22 protein-coding genes are annotated in these 25,082 nt (G+C 67.6%); 5 read left to right on the top strand and 17 right to left on the bottom strand.

The features are described 5' to 3' along the window. Positions 1-13 precede the first annotated feature (13 nt). The gene (locus P3L18_RS25950) at positions 14-616 is read right to left on the bottom strand and encodes a TetR/AcrR family transcriptional regulator (RefSeq protein ID WP_079931881.1); all 603 of its coding nucleotides are present in this window, start codon (positions 614-616) and stop codon (positions 14-16) included. 154 nt (positions 617-770) lie between these two features. Between P3L18_RS25950 and P3L18_RS25945 the strand changes: the two genes are divergently transcribed. The 3 genes from P3L18_RS25945 (at position 771) to P3L18_RS25935 (ending at position 4,408) form a co-directional block, all read left to right on the top strand. After that, entirely contained in the window at positions 771-2,279 is a 1,509-nt protein-coding gene (locus P3L18_RS25945) for an AMP-binding protein (RefSeq protein ID WP_276115743.1), read from the top strand. A gap of 171 nt (positions 2,280-2,450) precedes the next feature. Then, complete coding sequence (locus P3L18_RS25940; protein ID WP_276115742.1) at positions 2,451-3,212, top strand: alpha/beta fold hydrolase; 762 nt, start codon at positions 2,451-2,453, stop codon at positions 3,210-3,212. Positions 3,213-3,232: 20 nt separating this feature from the next. Further along, the gene (locus P3L18_RS25935) at positions 3,233-4,408 is read left to right on the top strand and encodes an FAD-dependent monooxygenase (protein ID WP_276115741.1); all 1,176 of its coding nucleotides are present in this window, start codon (positions 3,233-3,235) and stop codon (positions 4,406-4,408) included. Here P3L18_RS25935 and P3L18_RS25930 read toward each other — a convergent pair. From P3L18_RS25930 to P3L18_RS25910, 5 genes are read right to left on the bottom strand one after another with little or no spacing between them, the layout of a single operon-like run. Beyond that, positions 4,355-5,626 (bottom strand): acyl-CoA dehydrogenase family protein, encoded by a 1,272-nt coding sequence (locus tag P3L18_RS25930; RefSeq protein ID WP_276115740.1) that lies wholly within the window; start codon positions 5,624-5,626, stop codon positions 4,355-4,357. The genes P3L18_RS25935 and P3L18_RS25930 overlap by 54 nt on opposite strands. Beyond that, the gene (locus tag P3L18_RS25925; protein WP_079931886.1) at positions 5,611-6,804 is read right to left on the bottom strand and encodes an alpha/beta fold hydrolase; all 1,194 of its coding nucleotides are present in this window, start codon (positions 6,802-6,804) and stop codon (positions 5,611-5,613) included. Before P3L18_RS25925 ends, P3L18_RS25930 begins: the two co-directional genes overlap by 16 nt. Next, positions 6,801-7,910: a homogentisate 1,2-dioxygenase gene (locus P3L18_RS25920; RefSeq protein WP_079931887.1), complete on the bottom strand. Its 1,110-nt coding sequence runs from the start codon at positions 7,908-7,910 to the stop codon at positions 6,801-6,803. Before P3L18_RS25920 ends, P3L18_RS25925 begins: the two co-directional genes overlap by 4 nt. A 44-nt stretch (positions 7,911-7,954) precedes the next feature. Then, positions 7,955-9,172 (bottom strand): acyl-CoA dehydrogenase family protein, encoded by a 1,218-nt coding sequence (locus P3L18_RS25915; RefSeq protein WP_276115739.1) that lies wholly within the window; start codon positions 9,170-9,172, stop codon positions 7,955-7,957. Next, positions 9,169-10,545 (bottom strand): 4-hydroxyphenylacetate 3-hydroxylase N-terminal domain-containing protein, encoded by a 1,377-nt coding sequence (locus tag P3L18_RS25910; RefSeq protein ID WP_276115738.1) that lies wholly within the window; start codon positions 10,543-10,545, stop codon positions 9,169-9,171. The genes P3L18_RS25915 and P3L18_RS25910 overlap by 4 nt, the downstream gene beginning before the upstream one ends. A 140-nt stretch (positions 10,546-10,685) precedes the next feature. Between P3L18_RS25910 and P3L18_RS25905 the strand changes: the two genes are divergently transcribed. After that, entirely contained in the window at positions 10,686-11,258 is a 573-nt protein-coding gene (locus P3L18_RS25905) for a GNAT family N-acetyltransferase (RefSeq protein ID WP_079931890.1), read from the top strand. 190 nt (positions 11,259-11,448) lie between these two features. Here the strand turns inward: P3L18_RS25905 and P3L18_RS25900 are convergent, their stop codons facing one another. Next, positions 11,449-12,189: a DUF429 domain-containing protein gene (locus P3L18_RS25900; RefSeq protein ID WP_276115737.1), complete on the bottom strand. Its 741-nt coding sequence runs from the start codon at positions 12,187-12,189 to the stop codon at positions 11,449-11,451. Between the two features lie 23 nt (positions 12,190-12,212). Beyond that, on the bottom strand, positions 12,213-13,517 hold the full coding sequence (locus tag P3L18_RS25895) for a TrpB-like pyridoxal phosphate-dependent enzyme (protein ID WP_276115736.1): 1,305 nt from the start codon (positions 13,515-13,517) through the stop codon (positions 12,213-12,215). 147 nt (positions 13,518-13,664) lie between these two features. Between P3L18_RS25895 and P3L18_RS25890 the strand changes: the two genes are divergently transcribed. Beyond that, a complete protein-coding gene (locus P3L18_RS25890) occupies positions 13,665-14,048 on the top strand; it encodes a hypothetical protein (RefSeq protein WP_079931893.1) in 384 nt (127 codons plus the stop codon). A gap of 124 nt (positions 14,049-14,172) precedes the next feature. Here P3L18_RS25890 and P3L18_RS25885 read toward each other — a convergent pair whose 3' ends face one another. The 9 genes from P3L18_RS25885 to dinB all read right to left on the bottom strand — a co-directional run bounded on the left by P3L18_RS25885 (position 14,173) and on the right by dinB (position 24,784). Then, complete coding sequence (locus P3L18_RS25885) at positions 14,173-16,596, bottom strand: phosphoketolase family protein (protein ID WP_276115735.1); 2,424 nt, start codon at positions 16,594-16,596, stop codon at positions 14,173-14,175. A gap of 126 nt (positions 16,597-16,722) precedes the next feature. Beyond that, positions 16,723-17,733: a MerR family transcriptional regulator gene (locus P3L18_RS25880; protein ID WP_276115734.1), complete on the bottom strand. Its 1,011-nt coding sequence runs from the start codon at positions 17,731-17,733 to the stop codon at positions 16,723-16,725. Then, positions 17,720-18,331 (bottom strand): HEAT repeat domain-containing protein, encoded by a 612-nt coding sequence (locus P3L18_RS25875; protein WP_276115733.1) that lies wholly within the window; start codon positions 18,329-18,331, stop codon positions 17,720-17,722. The genes P3L18_RS25880 and P3L18_RS25875 overlap by 14 nt, the downstream gene beginning before the upstream one ends. Positions 18,332-18,416: 85 nt before the next feature. Next, positions 18,417-18,884, bottom strand: a complete 468-nt coding sequence (locus P3L18_RS25870; RefSeq protein WP_276115732.1) for an FUSC family protein — start codon at positions 18,882-18,884, stop codon at positions 18,417-18,419. Between the two features lie 8 nt (positions 18,885-18,892). Continuing rightward, the gene (locus tag P3L18_RS25865) at positions 18,893-19,474 is read right to left on the bottom strand and encodes a hypothetical protein (protein WP_276115731.1); all 582 of its coding nucleotides are present in this window, start codon (positions 19,472-19,474) and stop codon (positions 18,893-18,895) included. Positions 19,475-19,513: 39 nt separating this feature from the next. Next, the gene (locus P3L18_RS25860) at positions 19,514-20,200 is read right to left on the bottom strand and encodes a response regulator (protein ID WP_276115730.1); all 687 of its coding nucleotides are present in this window, start codon (positions 20,198-20,200) and stop codon (positions 19,514-19,516) included. Further along, positions 20,197-21,843 carry a sensor histidine kinase gene (locus P3L18_RS25855; RefSeq protein ID WP_276115729.1) on the bottom strand — a complete coding sequence of 549 codons (1,647 nt, stop codon included), beginning with the start codon at positions 21,841-21,843 and terminating at the stop codon, positions 20,197-20,199. The genes P3L18_RS25860 and P3L18_RS25855 overlap by 4 nt, the downstream gene beginning before the upstream one ends. Before the next feature lie 75 nt (positions 21,844-21,918). Then, entirely contained in the window at positions 21,919-23,436 is a 1,518-nt protein-coding gene (locus tag P3L18_RS25850; protein WP_276115728.1) for an SLC13 family permease, read from the bottom strand. 139 nt (positions 23,437-23,575) lie between these two features. Further along, entirely contained in the window at positions 23,576-24,784 is a 1,209-nt protein-coding gene (dinB, locus tag P3L18_RS25845; RefSeq protein WP_276115727.1) for a DNA polymerase IV, read from the bottom strand. Positions 24,785-25,082 lie beyond the last annotated feature (298 nt).

The raw sequence follows: 25,082 nt of genomic DNA, 5'->3' as shown, positions 1-25,082 counted from the left end.
ATCCGGCGTGACGTCAGTCCGTCGGGCCGTACATCGCGCCGTACCACAGCGCGGTCATGGTGGCGATCGCCGTCTCGTCGTCGGGCGCCTCGACACCGATATCGCCCTTGCCCGCCAGCCATGTCCAGCAAAAGGATTCGAGCATCGAGATGATCGCCGACGCCATCGTCGGCAGGTCGATCCCGGCCAGGTGGCCGGTCTTGCGGGCACGCTTGAGATGCGTCATGACCCCGCGCATCCCGACCGCGCGCATCTCGCGCGCCCGTTGCGCGTACCTCTCGTCGGTCATCGCCATCTGCGTCAGCCCGATCATCTCCGGCAGATGCTGGCGCGACGTCGTCCAGTACGCGGTGACCGCACCGCGCACACTCTGGTACGGGTCGTCGGACATCGCGGCCATCGACTGCTCCATCACCTCACCGGTGAACTGGTCGAGGAGGGCGTCGAGTAACTGCGCCTTGTTCTCGTAGTAGTTGTAGAACGATCCCGGCGAACGGCCCGCCGCGCGCGTGATGTCGGCGATCTTGGCGTTGAAATAGCCCTGCTCGGCAAACACCTCGCGGGCGGCGTCGAGCAGCGCCCCCTCGGTGCGCTCACCCTTGCGCTTGGTCGCCATCGCCGCTCTCTCTGTGTCCGTTCATGCCGGTGGTCACGCCGCGCGTGAATCCGGATTGGAGATTACGGGACCGGCCGATCTGACCGTAACCGAACGCAGAACTGTTTCTAAATCTAGACTCAGTTTCAGAATCAACATGTTCGGAGGTTCCGCCATGACCGCACAGGCCATCATCCACGACAGCATCGATGCCGCGGTCCGTCGGCGCGCCCGCGAGCACGCCGACGACATCGCCGTCGTCGACCCGTATCGCCACCTCACGTGGAGCGATCTCGATGCGGCCGCCGATCGGCTGGCCGCGTCGCTGTCGGCACAGGGCGTCGGGCGCGGTGATCGGGTGGCGTGGTTGGGACCGAATGTCGCCGCGTATCCGATCACCGTGCTGGCCGCGTGGCGCCGTGGCGCGTCCATCGTCGGGCTCAATCTCCGTCTGCCGACATCGGATCTCGCCGCGATGACGCGGGCGGTGCGTCCCGCCCATCTGGTCTACGAGGCGCACTATTCGGAACTTGCTGCCGCCCTGGATGTTCCGAGCCGGACCGGGGTGGCCTCCGACGACGTATCGTGGCCACCAGTTGTGTCGGCGGGTGGCGCCGGGGTCGACCGTGCGGCGATGGATACCGACGCCGACGACGAGGCGCTGATCTACTTCACCTCGGGATCGACCGGACATCCGAAGGCGGTGCCGTTGACCCGCGGCGCGATCGAGGCGACGCTGCCCTATGCGGCCGTCCATCGCTTCGACGAGAACTCCCGAGCGCTGGTGATCCCACCGAACTTCCATGCTGCCGGGGCAACCTGGGCCAACTACGGCATGTACATCGGGATGCGGCTGGTCTACATCGCCGACACCTCTCCGGCCGGCATCGCCGATGCCATTGAGGAGCAAGGCATCACCCATACGCTGATGGTGCCCACCCTGATCCACTCGCTTCTCGGCGAACTCCGCGAGCACCCCCGTGCGCTTCCGTCGCTGCAACACGTCGGCTACGGCGCCTCGTCGATCACCCAGCAACTGCTCGGTGACGCCATCGGACTCCTCGGCTGCGAGTTCGCACAGGTCTACGGCCTCTCCGAAACCGGTGGCGGCGTGGCCTTTCTGGAGGTCGAGGATCACCTGGGCGATCACCCCGAGCGACTGTCCTCAGCCGGAAAACCGGGTGCCGGTATCGATGTCGAGGTCCGCGATCCGGACGGGTCGGTACTCGCGGCCGGCGCGTCCGGCGAACTGTGGTTTCGCTCGCCCTGTGTGACCCGTGGCTATCTCGACAATCCCGATGCCACTGCGCGGGTGCTCGTCGACGGCTGGTTCAACACCCGTGACATCGGCTTTCTCGACGACGACGGCTACCTGTATGTGCAGGGCCGTTCGGACGACATGATCTGCACCGGTGGGGAAAACGTCCACCCGCCGGTCGTCGAGGAGGTCCTCTCTGCGATGCCGGGTGTCGAGGAATGTGCGGTGTTCGGCGCACCCGACCCGCATTGGGGCCAACGGGTGTGCGCGGCGGTGGTCGCCACGGAACCGATCAGCGAAGCCGACGTGATCGCCTGGTGCACCGAGCGTCTCGGGCGTTTTCAGGTACCCAAGTCGGTGGTGTTCCTCGACGAACTGCCCCGCACGGCGACCGGGAAGGTCAAGAGGTCGGCATTGAGTGTGTGATCAACCGCGTGTGGGATCGACCGAGTGTCACACCAGATCGGTTGTCACCGCGACCATTTCGGCATTGATCGCCACATCGTATGAATACTGCGATATTCCGTCCTTGTCTTACATGGATGGCAGACCTAGCGTGGCAGAGGTATGGGGTGGATCACAGCTGAGAGGTCGCACATGTCCACATTCGTTCTCGTCCACGGTGCTTGCCACGGCGGATGGTCCTGGCGACCGGTCGCCGAGATCCTGCGCGAACAGGGCCACACCGTCTACACGCCGACGTTGCCGGGACTCGGCGCCGAGGACGCCCGCGCGGACGTTCGATTGTCGGATTCCGTTGCAGCGCTCGTTGATTACGTCGAGACTCGGGACTTGCACGACATCGTCCTCGTGGGGCACAGCTGGGGCGGGTTCCCGTTGTCCGGCGCTGCCGCGGCGATCGCCGATCGGATCGAGCGACTCGTCTACTGGAGCGCGTTCGTTCCGCTCACGGGCGAATCACTGATCGATCTGTGCCCGCCCGCCTACGGCGACATGTTCCGAGCCTCGGCCCAGTCGTCGCGGGACAACTCGGTGATGTTTCCCTTCGAGGTATTCGCAGGAGCGTTCATGCAGGACGTCGGCGCCGAGGTTCAGCGGGTGATCCACCCGCTCCTCGAACGCCAGCCGTTCCACACCATGAATGACTCGCTCGACCTCGATGACTGGGCGCGGCTGGCACTTCCCTCGGTGTATCTGCTCGCTGAGGACGACTTGGCGCTGCCCCCAGGCGAATACGGCTGGGAACGCTTCGCCGGGCGCCTCCCCGAGGGCTCACCGATGCTGCGGACCCCCGGTAGCCACGAAGCACAACTGTCGTCGCCCGCCACACTCGCCGCGAGCTTTGTCGAGGCGGCGACGGTGCCACTGCAACCGAAGGTGTCCTCTGCTCGGCGGTAGCCGAGGCGGAGGATTCAGACGTGCACAGCCCACGCATCGCGATCATCGGCGCAGGAATCGGCGGCCTGACGCTGTCACTCGCGCTTCGTCGCCATGGCATCGCCAGCGAGATCTACGAACGCACCGAGGAATTGCGGGAGGTCGGTGCAGCCGTCGCGCTGTCGGCGAACGCGACGCGCTTCTATGAGGGTCGGCTCGAACTCGGTGACCGATTCGCGAAGGTGTGGGCCGAGATTCCCGAACTGATCTTCCGCGACGGCCGCTCCGGCGAGGTCATCGGCCGGCACTACGGCGGCGAGGAGTACCGCCGCCGTTACGGCGCGCCCTACGCCGGCGTGCACCGGGCCGATCTCCAGGCCATCCTGTCGGAGGCAGTGGGTCCCGACACCCTGCATCTCGCCCGCACGCTCACCGACATCGACGACAGCGGTACCGAGGCGGTTCTGACCTTCGACGACGGCTCTACCGCCGCAGCCGATCTCGTCATCGGTGCCGACGGCGCCCACTCCACCGTTCGACGACTCGTGCTCGGCTACGACGACGCCCTTTACTCGGGCTGCTCCGGCTTTCGCGGCATCGTCGACCCGTCGCACCTACGGTCGCTACCCGACCCGGAGGCCATTCAGTTCTGGATGGGGCCGGGTGGACACCTGCTGCACTACCCGATCGGATCCGGCGCACACAATTTCCTGCTCGTCGAACGGGGCCCGGCACCGTGGCCCTACCCTGCCTGGACTGCGCCGGCCACTGATTCCGAACGGATGAAGCACTTCTCGGGCTGGCATCCGGCGGTGACGGAGATGGTCGAGGCGGCCCCTGTCGGGGATCGCTGGGCGTTGTTCCACCGCCCGCCGCTCGCGCGATGGAACCACGGCCGCATCACGCTACTCGGCGACGCCGCGCACGCCCTCGTCCCGCACCACGGTCAGGGCGCCAACCAGTCCATCGAGGATGCCATCGTCCTCGCCGACCAACTCGCCGCGGGCACCGATCTCGACGCCGCGCGCGCCGACTACGAGGACCTCCGTCGAGACCGCACCCGGCGGGTGCAGTACGCCTCGATCACCACCGCCGACGTGCTCCACCTGCCCGATGACTCGCCACTTCTCCACGGGCGCAACGCCCGTCTGGGAGCACCCGGCTTAGCCGCTCGCCATCTCGACTGGATTCACGGCTTCTTTGCCTCCCACTCCTGAGGTCACGAGGTCCAGGCATCCGTCCAACACCGCACGGTCGTAGTACTCCGCCGGGGTTCCGCCCGCCACCGCGAGGGTTCGAGCGTGCCGAAAGTGGAGGTGCGCGTCGTGTTCCCAGGTGAATCCGATACCTCCGCTGACCTGGATGAGTGAGCTCGACGCCGCCAGATAGGTCTCACCGGCCGCGGCATGCGCCAGTGATGCGAGGTGCACCGCGGTATCGGGGTCGGCAAACGTCGCACGGTCCAGCGCCGCGGCGCCCGCGGTCACCAGTCCGCGGGCACCGACCACGTCGACCGCGGTCTGCGCGCACCGGTGCGCAATGGCCTGATAGCTGCCGATCGGGTGGCCGAATTGCTCTCGCACTCCGGCGTATTCGACCATCAACGACACACATCCTTGAGCCCCGCCGACCTTCTCGGCGGCCCGCAGCAGCGTCGACGCATCGCGGAATCGTTGCAGCGCAGCATCATCGCCCGGCTCGGTGATGAGCAGGGCCGGCGCACCTGTGACGGTCACATCGGCGCGCGGCAGTGCGAAGTCGACGGTGGTTCGGGATCTCCGGTCGGCGGAGTCGTCGAGTATCACCAGCGCGGCGGCAACGCCGTCGTCGGTGCGCACCTCGGCGACCGCGAGCCCGGCAACAACACCGTGCGACACTGCCGAGAGCACACCGGTCGCCGCGCCGGCACGCCAGAGCGGAAGAGATTGTGGCTCTGTGACTTCGGTGTCGAGAGTCGACCCGGGGACGACCATACCAGCGAGCAGACCCTCGATTGTTCCGGTGAGGTCGACGGCATCATTGAGGCCACCGAGCGCGCCCTCACCGAGCGCGCCCTCACCCAGAGCGCCCTCACCCAGAGCGCTCTCACCCAGGCCCCCCTCACCCAGCGCCCAAGTCGCGAGCACGGCGGCCCGCACCGGCCCGGGATACAGGGCGGCTCCACACTCCTCGACGGCGGCCACCAAGCAATCCAGACCCAACCCCAGACCACCCCACCGCAGCGGCATACCCAAGCTGCACAGCCCGACGTCCGTGGCGAGCGTCCGCCAGCCGCTCTCGTCGAATCCACTCGGCTGCCGGCCATCCCTGGTGCGGCGGACCTCGTCGAGACCGGGTCGGGTCGCGAAGTAGTCGCGCAGGGCGGCACGCACCTCGTCCGGCGAGATGTCGGGTGTGGTGCCGGCCGGACGGGAGCTGTTCAGAGACTCGTCCATGACCGCTCGCCCAGCCACTCGGTGATGGTGTCGACCGCCTTCTTCAGGTACGGCAGCTGGGCACGACCCGAATAGTAGTGGGTGGCACCGACAATGGTGTGCATCTGCTTGTCCGGGTGGCCGACGGCGTCGTAGAGACGTTGAGTGTGGCTTGGCGTGCACGCGTTGTCGGCGCTGTTGCCGAGTACCAGCGTGGGCACGGCCAAATCGGCGGCACACCGCGGCCCATCGCCATTGGCGTCGTCGAAACTCCACTGCGACAACCAACTCCGCAAAGTGGTGAAGCGGGCCAGGCCCACCGGACCCATGTTGACGATCCTCGGGTCGCCGAGGTAGCAACCCGGTTCACGATCGTTGGGGTCCTGGGTGAGGTCGAGCCACCGGGGGTCGGCCATCGTGCCATGCACGACGAATCCCCGCTCCATCAACGGTTCTCCCTTGGCCCGCAGATCGTCGAGCTGCTCACGCACCCACGCCGTGATGCGCCGGTTCCGGTCGATCTGGGCCGCACGGTATCGGGTGACGAAGTCGTCGGTGTACGGCGGCTGATTCGGGTTGTTCGGGTTGTAGAGATCGAGTTCGGGATCACGCTTGTCGGGATCGGTCTCATCGAGGATCGACGGGTCCGTCCATTCGGTGAGCGTGCCGTGCCTGCTGACGTGCGCGGCGAGCAACATCATCCCGTCCGCCGCAGGCAGGTCGAGTTGCGTCAGATCGGGCGGCTCGCCGGCGGGGGTCGCGGTGACCGTCGCATGTTGCGCCTGCTGCTGGTAGTACAGCGACAACGCTCCGCCGCCACTCCACCCGGCGAGAACGACATTGCGGTACCCGAGCCGATCGCGGGCATCGGCGACGCACGCGCCGAGATCCTGGACGACCTTCTCCATGATCAACGCGCTGTCGACACCCCGGTAGCGGCTGTTGCAGTAGATGACGTGGTGGCCGGCGCGAGCGAGCGCATTGGTCATCGGTAGATAGGCTCCACCGCCGATGGGGTGCATGAACACGATAACGGTGTCCGAGCTGATTCCCTTGGGCTGCAACAGATAACTCTCGAGTACCACGCTCTCGGTGACACCGCCGTAGGTGTCCCGGTAGGCCGAGGTGTCGTCGAAGACGACGAGATAGGGGATGCGGTCGTAGTCGAATCTGCGCGCCGTCGAATCCGTGGGGCTCATACCTGTGCCTCCGCGGCGACCTCGGCGGCAGCTGCGGCCGTCATCACCGGGGTGGCGATGAGCCGAAGACGTGTGTCGATCGCGATGACCTGCCATTCGACGCGTTGGTCGACCTCGAATCGGCGCCGGGCTCGTTCGCGCGCACGCTCGGGGATGCCGTGGTGGATTCCTTGTGGCGCATGCGAAATCAGACCAGGCGGCATGTCGATGCCGAAGACGCTGCCGCCGTGATAAAAGGCGATCTCGTCGAAGTCGGTGTTGCGGTGATACCAGGGCAACCGTTCGGTGCCCGGGCGGCCTTCGACGGGTCGGGGCAGGAAGTTCATCACGTACACGCCGGTGGCCTGCATGAACAGATGCACCGTCGGTGGCAGATGCACCGTCTCGGAGGTGATCACGTCGTAGTCCTCGATGTTGAAGGTGAATGCGAAGTTGTCTCCGCGCCAGCCTTCGACGTCGAGCGGGTTGAACGGGTAGAAGAGCGACGTGGCGCCCTCACGCTGCCGGAAGCGCACCTCGTACTCTTCGCGCCCGTCGTCGGGGAATACCTCCGCCTCGGGCACGACCACCAACGACGGGTCGAACGGGAAGAAACGTCCCAGCACGCCGGCGTCGGGGACCCGGTACTCCTCGGTGGCCTCGATGATCAGGAAGTGGCAGCGATCGTCGGGGATCTGCCGGAAGGTGGTGCCCTTCGGGAGGTAGACCCAGTCGCCCGGGCGGTAGGCCAGTCGCCCGAATTCGGTCTCGAAATGACCGGTGCCGTCGTGGACGAAGATCAACTCGTCGCCATCGACGTTGCGGGTGTAGAAGGGCGCCACGGTGTCTCGACGCGACAACGAGATCCGACAATCGGCGTTGTAGAACATGAGCAGCGGCTCACCGGCCGGATCGATCTGATCGGTCGGCGTCAGATCCGTTGTCGCGCGGTCGACCCCGGCGAGATCTCCGACGGCACGGTACTGCGTCGGGTCGTTGCGGCGGTACAGGTGTGCGGTTCGCCCGGTGAACCCGTAGCGGCCGAGCTCGTCGTCCTTGAGGTCCTCGACGTCGCGGTGAACCTGACGAGGCGTCCGGCCCTTGCGGTGGGTGATGAACGACTCCATCTCGACACTCCTTCGTGGGTGGTGCGGCACGGTCGTGCCGGAAACTATCGGCGGGGCAACCCGAGTCCGCGTTGGGCGATCACGGAGAGCTGGATCTCGTCGGTGCCGCCGGCCAGGTGCAGGGCGGGGACGCCGAGGATGAATTCCGACCACGCGAAGGTGTCGGGGCCAGCGTTGTCGACGAATGCCCGCTCCCCGAGCACTTCGGTTGCCAGGCGGGCGATCTCGTCGGCGGCGCGGACCATCAGCAACTTGAGCACCGATCCGCTGACCGGCGCCATCCGGTGGCTCCACGATCCGGGGCTCAGCCCGGCCGCGGCACGCATGGCGGTCACGGCGGTCACGGTACGCGCGATCTGCGGCCGATGGACCGGATCCGCCTCGGCGTCGAGGCGGCGCACCAACTCGACGAGCCGCGTCATCACGACCGGCGTCAACGGTCCACCGGGTCCGCTCATCGTCGACCGCTCGCTACCCAGGCTCGTCGAGGCCACCGCCCAGCCCTCACCGATCCCCCCGATCCGGCGGCTGTCGGAGACCCGGACCCCATCCAGAAAGACCTCGTTGAACGCCGCTCCACCGGTCATCTGCCGGATCGGGCGCACCGTGATCCCTGGGGCGTGCATGTCGAGCAGGAACATGGTGAGGCCGGCATGTTTGGGCGCCTCGGGATCGGTGCGCACCAGGGCCTCGCCGACGTCGGCGAGATGGCCCATCGAGGTCCACACCTTCTGACCGGTGATCACCCAGTCGTCACCGTCACGCACCCCACGGGTGGTCACCGACGCGAGGTCCGATCCGGCGCCGGGCTCGCTGAACAGCTGGCAGCCGATCAGATCGCCCCGGAACAGCGCGGGCAGCACGGAGTCGCGCAAGTGCGCGGGCGCGTGTCGGAGCAGGGCCGGCGCGACGATGTTCAATCCGACGAAAAGCGCTTCCCTGGAAGGGAATCCGAGCTCATCGAGGACGTTCTCCAAGACCTCGTCGTGTGCCGCGGACAGCCCGAGGCCGCCGAGGTCGACCGGCCCGCCGGGCCATGCGACACCTGCGTCGAACAGCGCCCCCTGCAGTCGGCGCATCCGCGCGACCACCTCCTCGTGACCCGCACGAAGCTCTTCTACCGCCGCGATCCGGTCGCCTCCGAAATCATCGGTGACGGGATCTTCTGCGGCAGAGCAGAACTCACCGGTCAGGTCTGCAAGACGACGTCGCAGATATCGGGCGAAGGCGTCGAGCCCTGTGGGAATCCCGGTGAGCGTCATGCCAATCCCGCGAGCTCCAGAGCCGCGCGCTTGGCCTTGTCCATGTCGTAGTGTTTGCGTGCCACCAGACGTTGCGCGTACAGCCCGCCGCCGGACTGCAGCATCGTCACCAGCTGCCAGCCACCGTAGGCGTCGGCGGTGAAGTCGCGGATGGCGTGGAACAGTCTGGTGCGGTAATCGCCGTCGATGCCGTCCTTGGTGCGCATGTACTTCTTGATCAGCGGGCCCACCTCGTCGTTGTCGAGGTCGGCGGTCGACGGTGCGGTGAGGATCGAGCCGCCGCCGATGTCATGGAGATGTCGCACCATCAGGCTGTAATCGGCTGCGGCGTAATGCTTCGCGGCATTGGTGTAGAGCTCGCTCGGGAAGTACCAGCCCTCCGGGCTCTCCTCGGCGTTGGCGATCGCCGCCTCGAGGCCGGACCGGACCATGGTGGCGTAGATGACCATTTCGGCGATCTTCTCGCGAATGTGGTTGATGCGTTCGGTGCCGTTGGCCTCGGCGATCAGCTGCGCCAGCCCGACGAGTTGATCGGCGAACTCCGACATGTGGGCGGTTCCGCCGAGACGCTCCCACAGTCCGAGCGCGTGGGCGAAGGTCGCCGAATGGCCGACCTGGCCGTCGAGGAAGACCCGCTCGGCGGGGACGAAGACGTCGTCGAAGATGATGAAGCCCTCGGGCATATTGTGTTTCGCGCTGACCGGGAAGTCGCCTTCGCGCTCACGGGGTGCGTAGCTGGTGTTGACGATGCGCACGCCCGGCGCGTTGACCGGCACCGCGCACGCGATCGCGTAATCCTCCTCGCCCGGTTTCATGTTCTTGGTGGGCATGACGACGAGTTCGTGACAGACCGCCGCCGACGAGATGTGCAGTTTGGCGCCACGGATGACGACCCCGTCGGGGCGGCGCTCGACGATCCGCGTGTAGACGTCGGGATCCTCCTGCGCCCCCGGCGGCAGCCGACGGTCGCCCTTGGCGTCGGTGATGGCCTGCACGCAGCGCAGGTCGTTGCGCCGGCAGTAGTCGAAATAGTCCTCGATACGTGCGGACGCCTCGGGGTGATCGGCGCGCATGCGGGCGGCCGCGGTCAGCAGCGCGAGTAAGCCCTGGCTGGTGGTGACGGTGACCATGTCCCAGTGCAGCAGGTCCGACAGCAATTCCTTGAGTTGGGCAGGGCTGCGCGGGATGTCGAAGTACGGACCGCTCGCATCATCGCCCGGCCGGTAGTAGTCGGCGTAACCCTGGCCCACGAGTTCGATGGCGGTGGCGAATTGCGGGTGCCGGGAAAGGTCCTTGACCTGCTCTCCCTCGGCGAAGATCCGGCGACCGTCGTCGAGGGACGCGACGTAGGAGTCCCTGGTCATCATCGCCATGTGAGGCCTCTTTCGGGGTGAGGGGATTGGGCGCGCGAGTTCGGCTCGACTTTTCTGATGCTAGATTCAGATTCAGAAATATACAAGCGCTTGTATGCAGGCCGTTGCACCTGCACGCCGAGTGGGTGAGGCTGGTTGTCATGACCGTGCAGGTACGCCCTGCGACGCATTTCGACGACGTCGCCACCATGGTCGGGCCGAAGCGTCCCGACGCCAACGTCTGCTGGTGCCTGAGCTATCGAATCCCCAACGCCCTGAACCGCACCCTGGCGAAGCAGGAGCGTGGACACTACGTCCGGAAACTCTGTGCTGCCGATCCCCCGCCGGGTGTTCTTGCCTACCTCGACGACGAGGTGGTCGGCTGGGCTGCGATCGCCCCACGCGCGGAGACCACCTTCGCGACGAACCGCAGGATCCCCCACGTCGACGACCTCGACGTCTGGTCACTGTGGTGTGTCCGAATCCGGCCGGGTTACCGCAAGACCGGGCTTGTGCACCCCCTCATCGCCGGTGCCGTCGAGTTCGCACGGGATCGGGGCGCACCCGCGGTCGAGGCGTACCCCGTGGACAACCGCGGCGCACGCGTCGACCTCACGATGGCCTACGTCGGCACCCGCGCCATGTTCGAGACCGCCGGTTTCGTCAAGGCTTCCGACACGACGTCGGTGCTCAACGGCTTTCCGCGGATCATCATGCGATTGCCGCTGGGGTGAGGGTGTGCCGTGGCCCGGATACTTTTCGGCGCAAGGGGTCTCGAGGCTCCGTCGCTATCGCTCCTACGCACCTCGACCACCGGGAAGACGACCACCCGTTCCGTCGGTCACGGGCCCGTTTTCCCGATGGTCGAGGTGCGAGCCGCGTGCGGCGAGCCTCGAGACTGCTTGCCCCGTGGCTGGTTCCAGCTCACCCCGACGAGCGAAGAGCATCCAGCGAGCAGTCGGGGACGTGAATCCAGCCCTCCCGCAGCGCCACCGATCGGTCGGCGTCGTCCGGCATACGAGTGCGCCCCAGCTGCGCCGCACGGGCGATGAGTGCGGTGACGACGGCATCGAAGGCGTTGTCGTCACGGCACATGAGCGCGCGGTGATCGCCGAGATCGAGCCACCCGGCCGCGTCCTGCAGCGCCGACACGAGATCGGCCAGCGACTCCCGGTTAGCCGCCCGCTTGTAGCCGCGGGAGCGCAGGCCCCAATGCCGCAGAGCGCCTGCGGGATACGCCTCCACCGCCCAGCCGGCCACACGGTCGACGACGTCGAGGTCGGCCAGTAGCCCGGCACAGCGGAACGCGACATGGGCGATCTGATCGGCGGACACGCTCAACGGTCGCCCCAGTCCGTGCTCGACGAGAAACCGGTCGGTACGCCGAAATGCCAAGGGACGTCGGCGGTCGATGGCGTCGAGCCCGCTGCCGGTCGGCGTCGCGCCGCGGTGGTGGGCGACGACGAAGTCGACGAACTCCTCGGGCCACCCGAACGGCGAATCGATCCCCACCCGCGCCGACCCGGCCACCAGGGCCCGGATCGTCGCATCGTCGGCGGGGGTCACCAGCTCAACAAGCCGCGCGACGTCTGCCGACCAGTCGATCACCGCGACCGCGGTCGATGCCGGTGCGGCCGCGAGATCGACTCCAGCGGTGCGTGTCACACGTGTGACCGGTCGAACGGCACTCAGGCCATCGAGCCGTCGAGGAACTCCGCGTAGGCGGGCAGATCGAGCTGACCGTGGCCCGACAATCCGATGACGACGACCTGCTCGGTGGGATCGTCGGCGACGTGGGCCGCGGCTGCGGCGATGGCATGCGTCGACTCCGGCGCGGGCACGATGCCCTGCGTCCGCGCGAACTGGACGCCGGCCTCGAAGGCCTTGCGCTGGGCGATCGCGATGCCCTGCACGAGTCCAAGTTCGACGGTGTGGCTCAGCGCGGGCGCCATGCCGTGGTAGCGCAGGCCACCGGCGTGGATCGGGTCCGGCACGAAATCCATTCCGAGCGTGTGCATCTTGAGCAGCGGGGTCAGTCCGGCGACGTCACCGTGGTCGTACCGGTACTCACCCTGCGTGATCGACGGGCAGGCGGCTGGTTCGGCGGCAACGATCCGCGGATTCGACCGTCCGGCCAGCTTCTCCCGCAGGAACGGGAACGAGAGACCGGCGAGGTTCGATCCGCCTCCGGCGCAACCGAAGACGACGTCGGCGCCACCCGGCTCGACGCCGGCGAGCTGCTCGACGGCCTCCTGGCCGATGACACTCTGGTGGAGCACAACGTGATTGAGGACGCTGCCGAGCGCATACCGGGTGTCGTCGTGGGTCGCGGCGACCTCGACGGCCTCGCTGACCGCCATCCCCAGGCTCCCGGTGGTGTTCGGGTCCTTGGCGAGCATCGCGCGGCCGGCCTCGGTGAGGTCGGACGGACTCGGGTGCACCGTCCCTCCGTAGGTCCGCATCAGATATCCGCGGTACGGCTTGGAATCGTAGGACGCGCGCACCTGCCACACCTCGACGTCGATGCCGAACTGCGCTCCGGCGAAGGCCAGCGCGCTACCCCACTGGCCCGCCCCGGTTTCTGTCGTCAGTTTGCGCACTCCGTCGACGGAGTTGTAATAGGCCTGCGCGACAGCCGAATTGGTCTTATGACTGCCGACCGGGCTGACGCCCTCGTACTTGACGTAGATCCGCGCACCGGTGTTCAGCGACTCCTCGAACCGTCGCGCGCGAATCAGCGGCGACGGCCGCCACATCCGGTAGATCTCCCGGACCGGCTCGGGGATCTCGATGTAGGGCTCGGTCGACACCTCTTGAGCGATCAGCCCTGCCGGGAAGAGCGCGGCGAGATCGTCGGGACCGACCGGCTCCTTGGTGCCCGGGTGCAGGTGCGGCGGGATCGGCTCGTCGAGCTCGGCTGCCAGGTTGTACCAGTGCGTCGGCACGTCCACGGTGATCAGATCCGGGCTGGTGGCATCCACGTGCGTCGTCATGGCTGACAACTGTAGCGGGCCCGCGCACGACAAGTTGCCGGGTCGTCGGACGCGCAACTCTGCGAGATTGCGTAGAGTTTGCTATGTTCAATTTTCAATCAGTTGTACTCACGCCGTGAGTACTGGCGACAAGGGGAGGTTGTTGACGTGCACAAGAAACTTGTGGGCCTACTGGTGGCACTGGCTGCCGTGACCGGGCTGCTACTCATCGGGGGCGGGCACGCGAGTGCGGCTGACGTTCAGGACACACCGACACGTGTGTGGGTGGGCTTCACCCCCGCCGAAACCAAGCAGATCGCGGCCAGCGGCGTCGAGTCGATCTTCGACACCCCGCAGCTGCGCCCGTACTGGTACGCCAACCCGGACCGCGACTCCCGGTACAAGACGTTCTACGTCCCGGGTAAGGGCTACGTCGTCTACACCAGCGCCCAGGCGATGGTGAGGGAGGCGGCGAGCCACCCCAACGGCCGAGTCTGGGTGTCGTACAACAAGACACTGCCCAAGCCGCTGACCTTGTGGACCGAGTTCTGATCCAGTGACGATCTGATCGAGTGACTTTCTGATCCACTGACGCTCGGATCCAATGACGGGCAACGGCACCCGGCGAGACGTTCGCCGGGTGCCGTTGCCGTTTCCGAAGAGGGCACGCCCCGGATCAGCTCCAGGTCCAGTCCCGGACCTCGGGGAGGTCTTCGAAGTGCTCGCGCACGTAGTCGGCGTGCCGGGCCAGTTGCGTGCGGCAGTACTCGGCGAGTTCGCCGCCCTTCTCCGGGGCGCGTCGCGAGCGGCGCAGCGCCTCCAGAACCAGGTGATAGCGACTCATCTTGTTGAGCACCACCATGTCGAACGGTGTTGTCGTGGTGCCCTGTTCGGAGAATCCGCGGACGTGGAACCGCCCGGGATGAGTGCGGCCGTGCACGAGCTGATGTACCGCGCGCGGGTAGCCGTGGAAGGCGAAGACGACGTCGGTGTCGCGGGTGAACAGGTCGATGAACTTCTCCTCGGACAAACCGTGCGGATGATCGTTCTGCGGCAGCAGCACCATCAGGTCCATCACGTTGACCACCCGTGTGCGCAGGTAGGGCACCCACTCGCGGAGCAGTTGTGCGGCCGCGAGGATCTCCTGGGTCGGGACGTCCCCGGCGGCGGCGAGCACCACGTCGGGCGGTGCGGCGTCGTCGAACCCGTCGTCGGCGGACTCGGTGCCGGCCCACTCCCAGATCGAGGCGCCCGCGGCGGCCTGCTCGTTGGCCTCATCGAGGGTCAGGTATTGCAGATGCGGCTGTTTGTCGACGACGAGAACGTTGACGTGATCGCGGCTGCGGAAGCAGTGATCGGCGATCGACAACAGCGAGTTGGAGTCCGGCGGCAACCACACCCGCACGACCCCCGGCGACAGCGGCAACACCAGGTCGATGAGCCCGGGACCCTGATGGGAGAAGCCGTTGTGGTCGTTGCGCCAGCACGTGGACGTCAGCAGGATGTTGAGCGAGGCGACCGGCTCGCGCCACGGGAGTTCGGCGGCGTGTTGGAGCCACTTGGTGTGTTGCACGACCATCGACGCGCTCACCATGGCGAACGCCTCGTAGGTCGCGAACAATCCGTGCCGCCCCGACAACGTGTAGCCCTCGAGCCAGCCCTGGCACAGGTGCTCGCTGAGAACCTCCATCACCCGCCCGGACGCCGAGAGCCCGTCGTCGAACTCGGTGGTCGGGAGCTGCCAGCACCGGTCGGTGGCCTCGAAGACGGCACCGAGGCGGTTGCTCGACGTCTCGTCCGGGCAGAACAACCGGAAGTTGCCGCCGTCGTCGGGAGTCCCGTTCTCCCGGTAGATTTCGCGCATGAACTCGCCGAGCACGCGCGTGGTCTCGTGCAGGACCACGCCCGGCGACTCGATGTCGAGGGCGTAGGACGAGATCGGCGGCAGACGCAGGGGGCGGAGCAGCCGGCCCCCGTTGGCGTACGGGGTGGCGCCCATCCGCAGATCACCCTTCGGCGCGAGCGCGCGGATGGAGTCGACGACGCCGCCGTCCTCGTCGAACAGCTCCTCGGGCTTGTAGGACCGTAGCCAGTCGGAGAGGATCGCCAGATGTTCCGGGTTCTCCCGGACCCCCGACAGCGGCACCTGATGCGCCCAGTGCGTGCCCTCGATCTTCTTGCCGTCCACGAACTTCGGGCCGGTCCAGCCCTTCGGCGTCCGCAACACGATCGCCGGCCATGCGGTGTCCGGGCGCGGGCCGTCGCCGCGCGCGGCGGCCTGGATCTCCCGGATCGTGCGATAGGAGTCCACCAGCGCCGTGTGCAAGGCGGGGAACACCTCCCGCGGGTCGTCGCCCTCCACGAACACCGGACGCCAACCCTGCCCACTGAGATAATCGCTGATCTCGGCGTCGGTGCTGCGACCGAGGACGGTGGGCCCGGCGATCTTCGCCCCGTTGAGATGCAGGATCGGCAGGACCGCACCGTCGCGGGCCGGGTTGAGGAAGGCAGGTATCTTCCACGACCCCGACAACGGACCCGTTTCGGCCTCACCGTCACCGACCACCGCGGCGACGATCAGGTCGGGATGGTCGTAGGCCGCGCCTGCGGCGTGCACGAGCGCGTAACCGAGCTCTCCGCCCTCGTGGATGCTGCCCGGCGTCTGCACGCTGACGTGACTGGGGATGCCACCGGGTGTCGAGAACTGCCTGCACAGCGCGCGTACGCCGGCGGCGTCGAGGGAAATGTGCGGATAGATCTCGGTATAGGTGCCCTCGAGATAGGTATTGGCCACCAATGCCGGACCGCCATGCCCGGGTCCGGTGATATACAACCATTCCGACCCGGTGTCGTTGATGATTCGGTTGAGCACCGTGTAAATCGCCGACAATCCCGGGCTGGTGCCCCAATGGCCGAGCAACCGCGGTTTGATGTGGTCGACGGTCAGCGGTTCGGTCAGTAAAACGTTGTCCTGCAAGTAGATCTGCGCGATGTTGAGGTAGTTGGCGGCAGCCCACCAGCGCAGGTCTGCGTCGATGTCGGCGTCGTCGTAGCTGCTTTCGTCCTGGGGACGGTGGGCAATTCCGGTGCTGTGGGACATCGTGGGGCCTCTCACGGGCGTTGGGTGATTTCCGCAGTTCCTCTTCCATTCATACGTGCCGGGAGCGATCCGCGTCAGCCGGAAACGACAAAACGCCGAGACGCGACCCATTCGGTCACCGGGTGGTCACCGACCGATAACCCTTGTGTCCACCTCCCTGGCGCGCAGCACCGCGGTGGCCGTGGCCACGACGGTGGGGTCGTCATCGGCGGTCATCTCTTCCAGCAGACGCTGCCCGTCCACGCCGGGAATCTCGGCGAGTGCCTGGACAATTCGCAATCGCACGGCCGGATCGGCGGCGTCGAGATGAGGACGGAGCCGGGCCAGGACGCGGCCCGAGCCTCCTCGCTCGGCGAGGGCACCAAGGTACTCGGCGGCCTCGACGTCGCGCCGCCCGGCGACGATCATCGAGACCAGCGGGTCGATCGACTCCGCCGAACCACGCGCGGCCAGCGCCGTCGCGGCACGATCGCGCACGTCGTCGTCGGCATCGGCGAGTGCGGGCAGAAGGATCGTGGCGGTCCGCTCGGAGTCGATGGCGGTGACGGCCTCGACGGCGCGCAGCCGTACCCGCGGATCGGCTGCGGCCAGGCCGTCGGCGAGGTGGTCGAGTGCGGCGTCACCGGCACGCGCCAACGACCACCGTAGTGCCCCGAACACATTCGGATCACGCTCGGCCAGAGCCGCTTTCGCCAACTCTGCGACGGGTGGACGGGTGTCGTCGCCACTGAGTGCGGCCCGGATGCGTTGCGCGCCTGATGGTGACTGCAACGCGCGCAGCATCGCGACCGCGTCGAGCACGTCGGCCCACTGCGTGGGCGCGGTGGCGGCGACGCGCTGCAGTCGGGCCAGCAGTTCCTGCTCGGCGGCGATTCGGTCCCGGGTCCGGTCGATGAGGTCCTCCACCACCTGCATCGGCTCGTAGGCCGCCTCGTCGAGCGCGGCGCCGACCTCCGGCAGCGTGAGGCCCAGCGTGCGCAGACTCTCCACCTCGAACAACCGGCGCAGGTCGGCGTCGGAGTACTCGCGGTAGCCGCCCGATGTCCGCCCGGTGGGGGTCACCAGCCCGAGCCGGTCGTAGTGACGCAGCATGCGGGTGGAGACCCCCGAACGGCGGGCGAGTTCACCGATGAGCATCGGCGAACCCCGAGTCGGGATCGTCGAACAACCGGATCGTCGCCGCCGCGTGGTCGGCGACCGCGGCGACCGGATGCGTCAGCCGCGCTTGCGCGACGTCGCGCCCGGGCTGGCCGAGCCCGATGAGAGCCCGGCTCAGACTCCGTCGCACCTCGTCGGTGCGCCGTCCGAACTCGGTGGCCAGATCCGCGGCGAGGCTGTCGACGGCGTCGGCGGGAACGAGCGCGACGGCCGCGCGCCACGCGGTTCGCGCCACCTCGTCGTCGTCCTCATGCAGCATGGTCGACACGAACGGCCATGCCCTGCCATCCCCGATCTTCGAAAGGGTGTGCAGTGCTTGGCTTCTCGCCTGCACGACGTCGGAGTCGAGCTCCTTGAGCAGCTGCGGAACCGTGACGTCGGCGGGCTGGCGGCACACCGCCCACGTCAGCATGTCGCGGACGAAGAAGTCCGGCTCGATCGCGCAACGCTCGATCAGACGGTCGGTCACCTCCTCGGCGTCGAGATCGGCTCCGGCCGTTCCCACCGCCAATGCGGCACGCAGACGCACCGACGGGTCGGGATGTTCGAGTGCTTGCCATTCGACTGTGTGCGACATGGCACACCACCTCCTTTCCCCATCGACTCAACACCTTGTCACTGTGTCAAGGTCAAGTCTTCGTGGCCGGGGCTGCGGCGTCGTGTCACGCCTCGTCCTTGCTGCCTGCCCAGATCACGTAACCGAAGACGACGGCGATCGCCGCGCCGGCGAGGGTGTCGAGCAGCCGGATCTCCGGGCCGAGGGCATCCGGGGCACCCACCGACGCGGACAGCAGTGCCGAGAGGGTGATGCCGACGACTCGGAGCCCGTACAACTTGGGTCCGGTGAGCACGGCGAAGGCCAACCCGACCGACGCCGCCACCGCGACCACGATGCCGCTGGGCCAGATCGCGACCACGCCGGCGGCCACCGCGGCACCGATCACCGTGCCCGCCACCCGGTTCACCGTTCGCCCGACCACCGATCCGTACTCGGGCCGGACGATGACGGCCACTGTCAGTGGCAACCAGAACCCGTGCTCAGGTGCGTGTACGGCGACCGTGATCGCGGTGGCGACACCGAGGCACAGCGCCGTCCGAGCACTGTTGTGGACCGCTGCCGGGGTGCGCATCCTGTTGCTTACCCGTACCGCATCGTCCCGAATCGAGCGCGACTGTGTATCGGTCGTCGTGGCGAGCGGAGGTCGTCGTCGGATGCCGGCCCGGAACGGCCACTCGGCGAAGTGGGCCACGCCGACCACCAGTGCGCCGACCAGATACCAGACCGCCTGATGCACCGGGGCCAGACTCGAACCACCGAACTGGCCGTAGGCGACCCCGATACTGAGCACCCGAAGGCGGGTCCGCCGGGCCCGAGCACGCCGATCAGCCCCGACACCGCTGCGGCCGCCACCGCGACGACGATGATCGGCAGCGCACCGTGGCCGGTCGTCGAGCCACCGACGACGATCCCCACCGCGGCACCCGCAGACGCCGCCACGAGCACGGTGAACCGGACGCGGTAACTGTTGCCGAGGACGAACGCCACCGAACACGCGGCGCCGAGATAGGCGACCCCCACCCTGGCCCAGTCGCCGAGCACCACACCGAGTATCAGGAGGGTGCCGCCCGCCGCGAGTGCTCGTAGCGCACCCGCCGTGTCCAGCGGGGCGTCCGACATCTGAAACGCCGACAACGCACTCGACTCCCGAAACCTTCGCACGAAGCCATCATCGCGTGTGTGAGGTTGCAAACGAGCTGATCAGGTGCGCGGCGTGCGATACTCCTGCCGTGGACGTCCGGTGCCGCCGTACTGCAATGACATGACCAACCGTCCCGCCGACACCAGCGCCGCGAGGTGCCGGCGGGCGGTGGCCGCCGAGATGCCGATGGCGTCGGAGACCTGGTCGGCGAACAGACCCTCGTCGGTGTCGTCGAACAATTCGAGGATCCGCTGCTCGGTCGGCGAGGCGCCCGAGGCCCGCTCGGCGGGCACCGTCCCGAACCGCAACCCCGACAACGCCGCATCGACCTGGGCCTGGTCGACCCGAGGCGCGTCGAGCACCCGCCGATAGTGCGCGTAACCGGCGAGGCGACGCGCCAGCTCCGTGTCGGCGAAGGGTTTGATCAGATAGGCCAACGCACCCCCGCGGGTGGCCGCGCGAACCGCCCGCGCGTCGGTCTCGGCGCCGACGATGAAACAGTCACAACGCAATTCGGCAAGCAGGTCGATGCCGGAACCGTCGGGCAGGTAGACATCGAGCAACACCAGCTCGATGTCGGGGTGCTCGGCAAGCGCCGTACGCGCCTGCGCCAGGGTCCCGGCGCGGGCGACCACACGGAATCCGTGGACCGCCGTGACGATCGCAGAATGCAATGCGGCAACCCGGAAGTCGTCGTCGACGATCAGCACGCCGTGGCCGTCGGTGCTTGGTGTCTCGCCAGTCATGATTGACCTCCCTCCTCGATCACGCCCGGTAGACGGGCCACGAATACCGCACCGCCGCGGCCGGTTCCGCCCGGCTCGGCGATGGTCACGTCACCTCCGATTCGCCGCGCGAGTTGCCGGACGATCGACATGCCCATCCCGCGGCCGCCGGGGACGGCCGGGTCGGTCTTGGTGGTGACGCCCTCGGTGAAGATCTCCGCAGGGTCGTCGAAGGCGATACCCGGTCCCGAATCGGCCACCGTCACCAACAGTGTCGAATGCGTCGTACCGTCGTCCGCAGTGGGGCCCGGATCGGTCAACAGCTCCACCTCCACCTCGGCATCGGCGCTGCCGGCCGCGGCGTCGATGGCATTGTCGACGAGGTTGCCGACGACCGCGGTGACCGTGACCGCATCGGTGAGCGCGCCCGCCACCCACGTCTGGGGTCCGAGGCGCAGCGTCACACCCCGCTCGCGCGCGTGGCTGGCCTTGGCCTCGAGGAATGCCTGCAGGTGCGGTTCGTCGACATTCTCTATGCCGTCGACGGTGCGGGCGTGTGGTCCGGTGAGGTCGTCGAGGTAGGCGCGCGCCTCGTCGACGTTGTCGTGCCGCAGCAATCCCGCGAGCACATGCATGCGGTTCGCGGTCTCGTGGCGTTGCGCGCGCAGGGCCACGCTCATCGCGCGCACGGCGTCGACCTCGCGGGTGAGTTCCTCGACGTCGGTGCGATCCACCACCGACAGCACCCTGCCCAGGTCACGTCCGTCGGCGGTGACCCGATGGGACGACACGAGCACGATCCGATCCCCGACGGTGGCGGCGACCGGCTCGGGCGTCGGCGTTTCGACCACACCACGCACCCTGGGCGTCAGGCCGAGCGCGTCGACGGGTGTGCCCACCGGCGCGGAGACCTCCAGCAGTCGGCGGGCGCGTTCGTTGGCGACCCGCAGCACGTTCGCGCTGTCGACGGCGAGGACACCGTCATCGAGCGAGTGCAGCACGGCCCGTTGCTCACGCACGAGTTCAGCGAGGTCGTCGGGCTCCAGTCCGAGGGTCAGGCGCCGCCATCGGCGGGCCAGCAGCACCGACCCCACCGCACCGACGGCGAGGGCCACGAGCGCGATGAGCCCGGTGGCGAGGATGTCGCGGCGGGTGTCGCGGGTGAGTTTCTGCGTCGAGACGCCGACACTGACCAGGCCGATCGGACGGGTGAGCCCGGGTTGGAGGATGGGCACCTTTGCGCGGACCGAGTCGCCGAGTGTTCCCCGGTCGGTGGTGATGTCGATCTGGCCGGCCAGCGCCCGGGACGGATCGGTGGAGACGTGCACGCCGACCTCGTCGATGTCGGGGTGGGCCAACCGGATTCCGTCGGCATTGGCGATGACCACGAAGAGCGCACCGGTACTGCGGGCCACGGCGGTCGCCTGGCGTTGCAGGGACGAGTTCACGAGTTCGGCTCGGTCGAGGTCGGTGCCCTGATGTGCGGCGACGGAGGCGACGACGTCGGGATCGTCGGCCATGGTCTGGGCGATGGCCAGGGCCCGTTGGGCGTACTCGTCGCGGACCCGGTCGTCGGATCCGTAGACCACGACGCCGAAACCCACGCCGAGGCTGACCGCGATGACGGCGAGTTGCAGGAGCAGTACCTGCGTTCGCAATCGCATGCGGTCAGCCTAGGCGTGGGAGGGATCGGCCCACAGGGAGATCATCCTGTTTGCGGCGACCCGGTCGGGGACTCCTCAAAAGGGGATGGCGCCGAACAGGCAGCCGGCGAGGAGCATCACCAGCGAGACCACCGCCGCACGCCACAGCACCTTCTTGTGGTGATCGGCCAGTCCGACGCCGGCGAGCGCGACGAGCAGCAGGATCGCCGGAACCAGCGGACTCTGCATGTGGAAGGTCTGGCCGGTGATCGATGCGCGCGCCATCTCGGACGGGTCGATGCCGTAGCGGGTGGCGGTCTCCGAGAGCACCGGCAGCACCCCGAAGTAGAAGGCGTCGTTGGACATCAGGAAGGTCAGCGGGATCGACAGCACGCCGATGACCACGGCCATGTGCGGGCCCATCCAGGTCGGGATGCCGTCGGCCATCCAGTGCGCGATCGCATCGACCATGCCGGTTCCGCTGAACACGCCGGTCAACACCGCGGCGGCGAGCACCATCGCGACCACCGAGACGATGCTCGAGCTGTGCCGGGTGATGGCCTCCTGCTGGTCCTTGATGTGCGGGAAGTTCACCGCGAGAGCGATTCCGGCGAAGATCATGAACAGCACGGGGATGGCGACGACGTCCATGCCGAGGATCGCCAGCAGCGCCACCGTGAGAGCGGCGTTGATCCAGAACAGTTTGGGCCGCAGCGACTTCCGGTTCGGGTCGAGGACACCGGTGAAGGAGGCCGTGGCGTCGGAGTCGTCGTGGGCTGCATCGTCGTGGGGTTGGGCAGGCAGGTCGCCGGTCGAGGCGGGGCCGGAACGGTCGCCACCGGCGCCGGTTGACCCGGTGCCCGAACCGGTTGCACCACTGCCATTTCCGCGACCGAAGAGACGGCGACGACCGGTGGGCGTATCGGTCCCACTGCCACCGCCTGCGCCGGCGAGGACGAGTTCCTCACTCGGGGCCAGCATCGACTCCTTGATCTCCATGCGGCCGATGCGGCGACGCTCGAGCACGCCGAGGTGGTAGGCGAAGGCGAGGACGACGAGCATGCCGATCGCGAGTGCGGGCACCATCGGGAGGAAGACGTCGTTGGTGTCGATCTTGAGCGCACTGGCCGCGCGGGCTGTCGGCCCACCCCACGGGAGGATGTTCATGGTGCCGTTGGCCAGGCCGGCGACGACGGTCAGAACCACCGGGGAGACACCGAGTTTCAGGTACAGCGGCAGGAGTGCCGCGGTGGTTATGATGAAGGTGGTCGATCCGTCACCGTCGAGGGACACCACGGCCGCGAGGACCGCGGTACCGACGACGAGCCGGGCCGGATCGTTGCGCACCATGCGGACGATGAAGCGGATGATCGGGTCGAAGAGGCCGACGTCGATCATGATGCCGAAGAAGATGATCGCGAAGAACAGCATCGCCGCGGTGGGGGCGAGCTCCTTGATGCCGTCCTTGATCATGTCGCTGATCCCGAGGCCCGCGCCGGCGAAGAGGCCGAAGGCGACGGGAACCAGGATCAGTGCGACAACCGGTGTCGCGCGTTTGGTGATGATGAGGAACATGAAGGTGGCGACCATCGCCAACCCGAGTGCTACCAACATTGCCTGAACTTTCTGCCGTGCTTCCCGACGACTCTGCGGTGTCGTCGGCTACACGAGGAGTCTGTGGGTAATGCGGATCACAGTCACTGTTGTGCTCGTAAGTCGTGTTTTGCGCATTTTGCGCACCGTGTCGTCCGGTTCAGTCGGGCAGCATCGGGGCGTCGTCACCATGGTCGCGTCCGACGAGCACCGCGCGGGTGACGGAGTCCCGGCCGAAGCGGTTACGGAGTTCGTCCATCGTGGCGTCGAGTTCTGGCTGATGATCGTCGTCGAAGGGCAGGGTCATCTGCAGCGAGTCGGAGTCGTCGAGGTTGGCCAGCGACAGCCCGATCAGCGTGCACCCGCGTTCCCGGATTAGGGGCAGGGCGTCGTCGAACAACGCCCGGGCACAACCCATCAGTACCTGGGTGCGGTCGGTGACCTCGGGCAGTGTGCGTGAGCGCGTGGCGCGGGTGAAGTCGTCGAAACGCAAGCGCAGCACCACGGTTCGGCAGACACGATCGGCGCCGCGCAGTCGCTTGCCGAGCCGTTCGACGATCGCGATGATCGTCGCCTCGATCTCGGCCTCGGGCCGGGGCCTGCGGCCGAGGGCCCGCTGTGAGCCGATCGAGCTACGCCGCTTGCCGGTCTCGACACGCCGCGGGTCTTGCGCGAGCGACAGCGCGAACAGGTGGCGGCCGGCGCCGGGACCGACGATGTGGCACAACGCCTTCTGGCCCAGACGCGCCATGTCGCCGACCGTCGTGACACCGGCGTCGGCCAGTTTGGCCTCCGTCACGGGGCCGACACCCCAGAGTCGGCGGACCGGGAGCGGGTGCAGAAATGTCAGTTCGGTGCCGGGCGCGACCTCGAGGAGCCCGTCCGGCTTGCCGACGGCGCTTGCCACCTTGGCGAGGAACTTCGTCCGCGCGAGGCCGACCGTGATCGGTAGGCCGACCTCGGTGCGTACGCGGGACCGCAGGGTCTCGGCGATGGCGACCGGATCGCCGACGAGACGCCGGAGACCGGCCACATCGAGGAATGCCTCATCCACGGAGATCCCCTCGACGAGAGGCGTTGTGTCGCGGAAGATCTCGAAGACCGCTCGACTGGCCTCCATGTACGCCTCGAACCGCGGGCGTACCTCGATCGCATCGGGACACAGTGCTCGTGCCTCCCGGCCGGGCATCGGCGTGCGGACACCGCGCGCCTTCGCCTCGTAGCTGGCGGCCAACACCACCCCGCCACCGACGATGACCGGTCGACCCCGCAGCGCCGGATCGTCACGCTGCTCGACGGAGGCATAGAAGGAATCCAGGTCGGCGTGGAGTATCGATGCCTCCCGTCTCGTCCCGCTGTCGATGCGCATCGGTCGAGCCCTTCTATCCGGCGCGTATGCGCATCGAACGTATGGGCGAATACTACCTCGGCGCTGCCACTGCCGGGACACTTACCCACCGGGGATCACGACGCACCCCATCGGTGGCCGAGCCCCTGTATCGATGGTCGAGGTGCGTCCCGATCGGTGGTCGAGACGCTTCCCCATCGATGGTCGAGGTCCTTCCCCATCGATGGTCGACGTGCTTCCCCATCGGTGGTCGAGGTGCGAGGTGCCCCAGGCGCCGAGCCTCGAGACCGAGCCGAACCGACGCTGGAACCCAACCGAG

It is taken from the genome of Gordonia sp. N1V (assembly GCF_029269935.1).
In the GTDB taxonomy this organism is placed as follows: domain Bacteria; phylum Actinomycetota; class Actinomycetes; order Mycobacteriales; family Mycobacteriaceae; genus Gordonia; species Gordonia polyisoprenivorans.
The sequence above is the reverse complement of the archived record's forward strand: the minus strand, read 5'-3'. Positions and strand labels throughout refer to the sequence as shown.